The 6,398-nt window shown below is 74.9% G+C and carries 7 protein-coding genes; 5 read left to right on the top strand and 2 right to left on the bottom strand.

Annotated features, from left to right (window positions below; genetic code table 11):
* Positions 1-84: 84 nt before the first annotated feature.
* The gene (locus M8C17_RS32045) at positions 85-1,980 is read right to left on the bottom strand and encodes a hypothetical protein (protein ID WP_305884701.1); all 1,896 of its coding nucleotides are present in this window, start codon (positions 1,978-1,980) and stop codon (positions 85-87) included.
* Here M8C17_RS32045 and M8C17_RS18360 point away from each other — a divergent pair.
* Together M8C17_RS18360 and M8C17_RS18355 are read left to right on the top strand one after the other, a co-directional pair.
* Positions 1,969-2,988, top strand: coding sequence for a hypothetical protein (locus tag M8C17_RS18360; protein ID WP_252417728.1), 1,020 nt, complete (start codon positions 1,969-1,971; stop codon positions 2,986-2,988). The two genes, M8C17_RS32045 and M8C17_RS18360, sit on opposite strands and share 12 nt — an antisense overlap.
* Positions 2,985-4,010: an HAD-IIA family hydrolase gene (locus M8C17_RS18355; protein WP_252417719.1), complete on the top strand. Its 1,026-nt coding sequence runs from the start codon at positions 2,985-2,987 to the stop codon at positions 4,008-4,010. Before M8C17_RS18360 ends, M8C17_RS18355 begins: the two co-directional genes overlap by 4 nt.
* A gap of 36 nt (positions 4,011-4,046) precedes the next feature.
* Here the strand turns inward: M8C17_RS18355 and M8C17_RS18350 are convergent, their stop codons facing one another.
* Positions 4,047-4,385, bottom strand: coding sequence for an SCP2 sterol-binding domain-containing protein (locus M8C17_RS18350; protein ID WP_252417718.1), 339 nt, complete (start codon positions 4,383-4,385; stop codon positions 4,047-4,049).
* Positions 4,386-4,496: 111 nt separating this feature from the next.
* Between M8C17_RS18350 and M8C17_RS18345 the strand changes: the two genes are divergently transcribed.
* Genes M8C17_RS18345 through M8C17_RS18335 form a run of 3 tightly spaced genes read left to right on the top strand, consistent with a single transcriptional unit; the run spans position 4,497 to position 6,338 of the window.
* Positions 4,497-5,126: a phasin family protein gene (locus tag M8C17_RS18345; RefSeq protein ID WP_252417717.1), complete on the top strand. Its 630-nt coding sequence runs from the start codon at positions 4,497-4,499 to the stop codon at positions 5,124-5,126.
* Between the two features lie 28 nt (positions 5,127-5,154).
* Positions 5,155-5,436 (top strand): hypothetical protein, encoded by a 282-nt coding sequence (locus M8C17_RS18340; protein ID WP_252417716.1) that lies wholly within the window; start codon positions 5,155-5,157, stop codon positions 5,434-5,436.
* Between the two features lie 41 nt (positions 5,437-5,477).
* Complete coding sequence (locus tag M8C17_RS18335) at positions 5,478-6,338, top strand: TlyA family RNA methyltransferase (protein ID WP_252417715.1); 861 nt, start codon at positions 5,478-5,480, stop codon at positions 6,336-6,338.
* Positions 6,339-6,398 lie beyond the last annotated feature (60 nt).

Genomic DNA, 6,398 nt, shown 5'->3' with positions numbered 1-6,398 from the left:
CCAGTCGAGGGCCGCCCCATCCGGGTCGGCCCTCGACTGCGTAGCGCCATTGGTGGCGCAATGAGGAAGGATGTACCTGTGAGTTCAGGACCGCAGGGCGGAGACCGTCCCCGTCGTTACGAAGACCGCACTGACGGCCCGGGTGGACGCGACCGCGGCCCGCGCCGTGACGACCGCGATCGTCCCCCGTACCGGGGAGACCGGGACAACGCTGGCGGCGCCCGAGGCGGATACGCCGGCGGCCGCGACAGTGGCTCCCGTGGCGGCGACCGTGACGGTTCGCGTTCCGGTGCTCCGCGTGAGGGTGGTTTCCGTGGCGGCGACCGCGATGGCTCGCGTTCCGGTGCTCCGCGCGAGGGTGGTTTCCGTGGCGGCGACCGCGATGGCTCGCGCTCGGCTGCCCCGCGTGAGGGTGGTTTCCGCGGTGGTGACCGTCGCGAGGGTGGCTTCCGTGGCGGTGACCGCGATGGTTCGCGCTCCGGCGCCCCGCGTGAGGGCGGCTTCCGTGGCGGCGACCGCCGCGAGGGTGGCGCTCCGCGCGAGGGTGGTTTCCGTGGTGGCGACCGTCGCGAGGGCGGGTTCCGTGGCGGCGACCGCGATGGTTCGCGGTCCAGCGCCCCCCGCGAGGGTGGTTACCGCGGTGGCGACCGTCGCGAAGGCGGCTACCAGGGCGGCGACCGCACCCGTTCCGGCCCGTCCCGTGAGGGTGGCTTCCGTGGCGGTGACCGTGAGGGTGGCTTCCGTGGCGGTGACCGCCGTGAGGGCGGCTACCGCGGTGGCGACCGCGAGGGTGGCTTCCGTGGCGGCGAGCGTCGCGAGGGCGGCTTCCGCGATGGGTCCCGGCCCGGTGCCCCGCGCGAGGGCGGTGGCTTCCGTGGCGGTGACCGTGACGGTGGCTTCCGTGGCGGCGACCGTCGTGAGGGCGGGTTCCGTGGCGGCGACCGCGATGGTTCGCGCTCCGGCGCTCCCCGTGAGGGTGGCTTCCGTGGCGGTGACCGTCGTGAGGGCGGGTTCCGTGGCGGCGACCGTGAGGGCGGCTTCCGTGGTGGCGACCGTGAGGGTGGCTTCCGGGGCGGTGACCGTGACGGTGGTTTCCGTGGCGGGGACCGTCGTGAAGGCGGTGCGCCTCGTGAGGGTGGTTTCCGTGGCGGGGACCGTCGCGAGGGCGGCGGCTTCCGGGGCGGGGACCGTGACGGTGGTTTCCGTGGCGGGGACCGTCGTGAGGGTGGCGCGCCCCGTGAGGGTGGCTTCCGTGGCGGCGATCGTCGTGAAGGCGGCGCGCCCCGTGAGGGTGGCTTCCGTGGTGGCGAGCGTCGTGAAGGCGGCGGCTTCCGGGGCGGGGACCGTGACGGTGGTTTCCGTGGCGGCGACCGCCGCGAGGGCGGTGCGCCTCGCGAGGGTGGTTTCCGTGGTGGAGACCGCCGCGAGGGTGGTTTCCGTGGCGGTGAGCGTCGTGAAGGCGGTGCGCCTCGTGAGGGTGGCTTCCGTGGTGGTGACCGTCGTGAAGGCGGTGCGCCTCGTGAGGGTGGCTTCCGGGGTGGTGACCGTCGTGAAGGCGGTGCGCCCCGTGAGGGTGGCTTCCGTGGCGGGGACCGCCGTGAAGGCGGTGCGCCTCGTGAGGGTGGCTTCCGGGGTGGTGACCGTCGTGAAGGCGGTGCGCCCCGTGAGGGCGGCTTCCGTGGTGGAGACCGCCGCGAGGGCGGCGGCTTCCGGGGTGGTGACCGTCGTGAGGGCGGTGCGCCCCGTGAGGGTGGCTTCCGCGGTGGCGACCGTGAGGGTGGTTACCGGGCCGACGACCGGCCGCGTCGCGAGGGGGACTTCCGCCGCGACGACCGTGGCGCGGGCTCCGAGTCGTTCGAGGGCGGGCGCAGCTCGGCCCCCGCGTTGCCGGACGACATCGTCGCGACCGACCTGGACAAGGACGTTCGCGCCGAGCTGCTCTCGCTGAACAAGCCGGTCGCCGAGACGGTGGCCCGGCACCTGGTCGCCACCGGTCAGCTGATCGACGAGGACCCGGCCGAGGCGCTGGCGCACGCGCTGGCCGCCCGGCGGCTAGCGTCGCGCATCTCCGCCGTCCGCGAGGCGGTCGGTCTGGCCGCGTACCACGCGGGGGAGTGGCAGACGGCGATCGCCGAGCTGCGCACGTACCACCGGATGACCGGGCTGCAGAGTCACCTGGCTGTCCTCGCGGACTGCGAGCGTGCCCTGGGTCGGGCGGAGCGGGCCATCGACCTGTTCCGCGGCGCCGACCAGGAGAAGCTGGACAAGGCCGTCGCGATCGAGCTGCTGATCGTCGCCGCCGGTGCTCGGGGCGACCTCGGGCAGAAGGACGCCGCGGTGGCGATGCTCCAGGTCCCGGACCTCACCAGCGAGGCCACCGTGCCGTGGACGGCCCGGCTGCGCTACGCGTACGCCGACGCGCTGCTCGCGGTGGGCCGGCGCGAGGAGGCCCGCGAGTGGTTCTCCCGGGCCGCCGACGTGGACACCGAGGGCGAGACTGACGCCGCCGAGCGGCTGCTGGAGCTCGACGGCGTGGTCATCGAGGGCGACGACGAGGACGAGACGGCCGAGGAGATCGCCGCTGGCCCGGGCGCTCCCGGCGCCGTGCCCGCCCGACCCGACACCGACCTGACCACCGGTGACAGCGACGACGACGAAGACGACGAAGACGAAGACTTCGACGACGACGACGACGACGAGGACGACGACGACCGCGACGAGGACGACGACGACCGCGACGAGGACGACGACGACCGCGACGACGACGAGGACGACGACCGCGACGAGGACGAGGACTTCGACGACGACGAGGAGGACGGCGCTGCCGGCCGCTCCGGCGACGACGAGGACGTCGACGGCGAGGACGAGGATCGCCACCCCGACGAGAGCGGGCAGGCCGAGACGGACCGCGCTGCCGACGGCGACGCGGTGAACACCGACGAGACCGCTCCGGCCCGGGGCGACGAGTCGGGGTCGACGCAGCGGTGAGCGTGGACGCGGGGGATCGGCTGATCGACGGGTACACCCTGGTGGTCTTCGACCTGGACGGGGTGATCTACCTGATCGACCGGCCGATCCCCGGCGCCGTCGATGCGGTGGCCCGGCTGCACGCTGAGGGGCGGGCGGTGGCGTACGCCACCAACAACGCGTCCCGTCGGTCGAGTGACGTCGCCGACCTGCTGACCGGGATGGGTGTGCCGGCCCGGCCGGAGGAGGTGCTCACCTCCGCCGCGGCCTCGGCGGAACTGCTGCGGGACCGGCTGCCGGCGGGAGCGCCGGTGCTCGTGGTCGGTGCCGAGGCGCTGCGCGCCGAGGTGCGCGCGGTCGGGCTGACCCCGGTTTCCCGGGCGGACGAGAAGCCGGCCGCGGTGGTGCAGGGCTACGGTCCGCAGGTCGGCTGGGCGGACCTGGCCGAGGCGTCGGTCGCGGTGCGGGCCGGCGCGATCTGGATCGCCACCAACACGGACCGGACCCTGCCCAGTGGGCGGGGGCCGCTGCCGGGCAACGGTTCTCTGGTGGCTGCGTTGCGGACCGCGTTGGAGCGGGATCCGGACGTGGTGGTCGGCAAGCCGGAGTCGGCGCTGTTCGAGACCGCCGCACGGCGCAGCGACGGCGGCCGGACGCTGGTCGTCGGCGACCGGCTGGACACCGACATCGAGGGTGCCCGGCGCGCCGGGTTGGACAGCCTGCTCGTGCTCACCGGAGTCAGTGGCGTACCCGATCTGCTGGCCGCCGAGCCGAAGCGCCGACCCACGTACGTCGCGCGGGACCTGGCGGGTCTCTTCGACCCGGCGGCGGCGGTGCGGGTACCCGGCCCGGCGGACGCCGGCGGCTGGACGGTGACGGAGCGCGACGGCACGCTGGAGTTGGGCGGTTCGGGCCGGCCGCTGGACGCGTTGGCCGCGCTCTGCGGGGCGGCCTGGTCGGCCTCGGCTTTGCCGAAAATCCGCCCGACCGGCCCGGACGCGGACCACGCGTTGGAGAGTTTCGGCCTGCCCACGGGCGCGTGAGCTCCCGCTCGGCTGGCCGAGCGGCGCCGACGCTCGTCAGAGCAGCTTGCGCAGTTTCAGCAGATCGAACGGGTTGGCCTTGATCGACACGCGGCGGGAGGCCACCGCGCCGGTGACGTCCAGGTCGCCACGCACCAGGGCGAGCAGGTCGTCGCTGGACGTGCTCAGCGCGATCTTGGCCTTGGGGTCGTCGCCGTCGGTCAGCTCGACCAGGCGACCGCCGGTGATCCGGCCGTGGAACGCGGTGTCGAGGTCCGTGATGCGGCAGGCCAGCGTCCGGTCCAGGTCGATCCGTTCGCGTACCGTCTCGGCGTTGCGGTCCAGTCGGGCGGCCAGGTCCTGCAATGCCTGCCGGCACTCGTCCACGCTGGCCACGTCTCCCCCTCGCTGATCGCCACACCGTCCTCGGCACCGTACCGCACAGGCCAGTCCGGGGTGCCCGGTAGCGTGACACCTGCACACCCCGCCCCGCGGAAGGACTCAGGCATGCAGGACGCGTGGCGCGCCTACCTCGAACTGGCCATGGGCCTGGCGGAGGCGCCCCGGAAGAAGGCCCAGGACGTGGCCCGCCGCCTCGTCGGCTCGGGCGGCGCGACCGCCGCCCAACTGCAGGCTCTCGGTGAGGAGCTGCTCACCACCGGCGCCGCCAACCGGGAGGCGCTGACCAAGCTGGTCCGCTTCGAGGTCGACCGGGCTCTCGGCGCGGTCGGCCTGGCCACCGCCGACGAGGTGGCCGAGCTGACCCGACGGGTTCGCGACCTGGAACGGCAGCTGCGCGAGGCGCGGGCCGCCGAGCCCGCCAGCGGGCCGTCCACCGGTCCCGCCCCGGAGCCCGACCAGCTTCGCGCCGCGCAGCCCGACGCCGGTCTGGTGCCGTCGGACGGCGAGGCGGGCGCCCCGGTCTCCGCGCCGGTGGCCAGGAAGGCCGTCGCGAAGAAGGCCGTGGCGAAGAAGGCCGTGGCGAAGAAGGCGGTCGCCAAGAAGGCCGTCGCCAAGAAGGCCGTCATGAAGAAGCCACCGGCGACGCTCAGCCGGACCACCGACGAGACGCCGACCCCGGCTGACATGCCGGCCAAGAAGGCGGCCGGCGAGCAGCATCCGGACGGCACCCCGTGAGCGCCGCGCTGACCGGGCGGAGCCTCCGGTGAACGGCGACGTCCGCCCGGGCCCGCCGTCCGGCGCCCGCCCGGGACCGCCGCCGGGCATCCGGCCCGGCCCGTTCGCCGCCCGCCCGGGTCCACCAGTGGGTGCCGGCCCGGGTCCGCTGCCGGAGGTCGGGGACGACGAGGCCCGGCACCCCGCCGTCGACGCCGCCGTGCAGGCGATGGCCAACGCGGCGACGCTCGCCCCCGCCGACCAGATCGCGCAGTACGAGGCGGCCTACGAGACGCTTCGGGAAACCCTCGCCACCATCGACCAGACCTGAGCGGGACGACCAGGCCTGAGCAGACCGGAGAACAACCACCCATGGCACGTCGCAACCGGCTGGACGCCGAACTCGTCCGCCGCGGTCTGGCCCGCTCCCGCGAGCAGGCCGCCGCGCTGGTGGAGGCTGGGCGGGTCCAGCTGCGCGGGGTGCGCGCGCGCAAGGCCGCCGCGATGGTCGACCCCGCCGATCCGCTGCTGGTCACCGGCGCCGACCCCACCGAGGAGTACGTCTCCCGGGGCGGGCACAAGCTCGCCGGTGCGCTGGCCGTGTTCGCGGGCGGTGGGCTGAGCGTGACCGGCCGGCGCTGCCTGGACGCCGGTGCGTCGACCGGTGGCTTCACCGACGTGCTGTTGCGCGGCGGCGCCGCCGAGGTGGTGGCCGTGGATGTCGGCTACGGGCAGCTCGCCTGGCCGCTGCGCACCGACGAGCGGGTCCGGGTCCTGGAACGCACCAATGTCCGTACGCTCGATCCTGAGGCGATCGGCGGCCCGGTCGACCTCACGGTGGCCGACCTGTCGTTCATCTCGCTGCGGCTGGTGCTGCCGGCGCTGGCCGGCTGCACCCGTGACGACGGCGATCTGGCGTTGATGGTGAAGCCGCAGTTCGAGGTGGGCAAGGAACGCGTCGGGGCCGGCGGTGTGGTCCGCGACCCGGCGCTGCGCGCCGAGGCGGTGCTCGACGTGGCCGCCGCGGCGGCGCAGCTCGGCCTCGGCCTGGCCGACGTGGCGGCCAGCCCGCTGCCCGGGCCGAGCGGCAACGTGGAGTTCTTCGTATGGTTGCGCCGGGGCGCACCAGCGGCCGACCCGGAGCGGGTGCGGGCCGTGGTGGAGGCCGGGCCGGACGGCCCGACAACGGCCGGCGACGTGCCGGCCGGGGCGGCGGAGGAGGTCGCAGGGTGAACGCGTGCAGCGAGCGTTTCGGCACGGCGCGCGGGACACGCGGCCGCACCGGCGCGGCGG

The sequence above is a fragment of the Micromonospora sp. RHAY321 genome (genome assembly GCF_023896955.1).
Classification (GTDB): domain Bacteria; phylum Actinomycetota; class Actinomycetes; order Mycobacteriales; family Micromonosporaceae; genus Micromonospora.
This window is presented reverse-complemented; position numbering and strand designations above follow the sequence as displayed.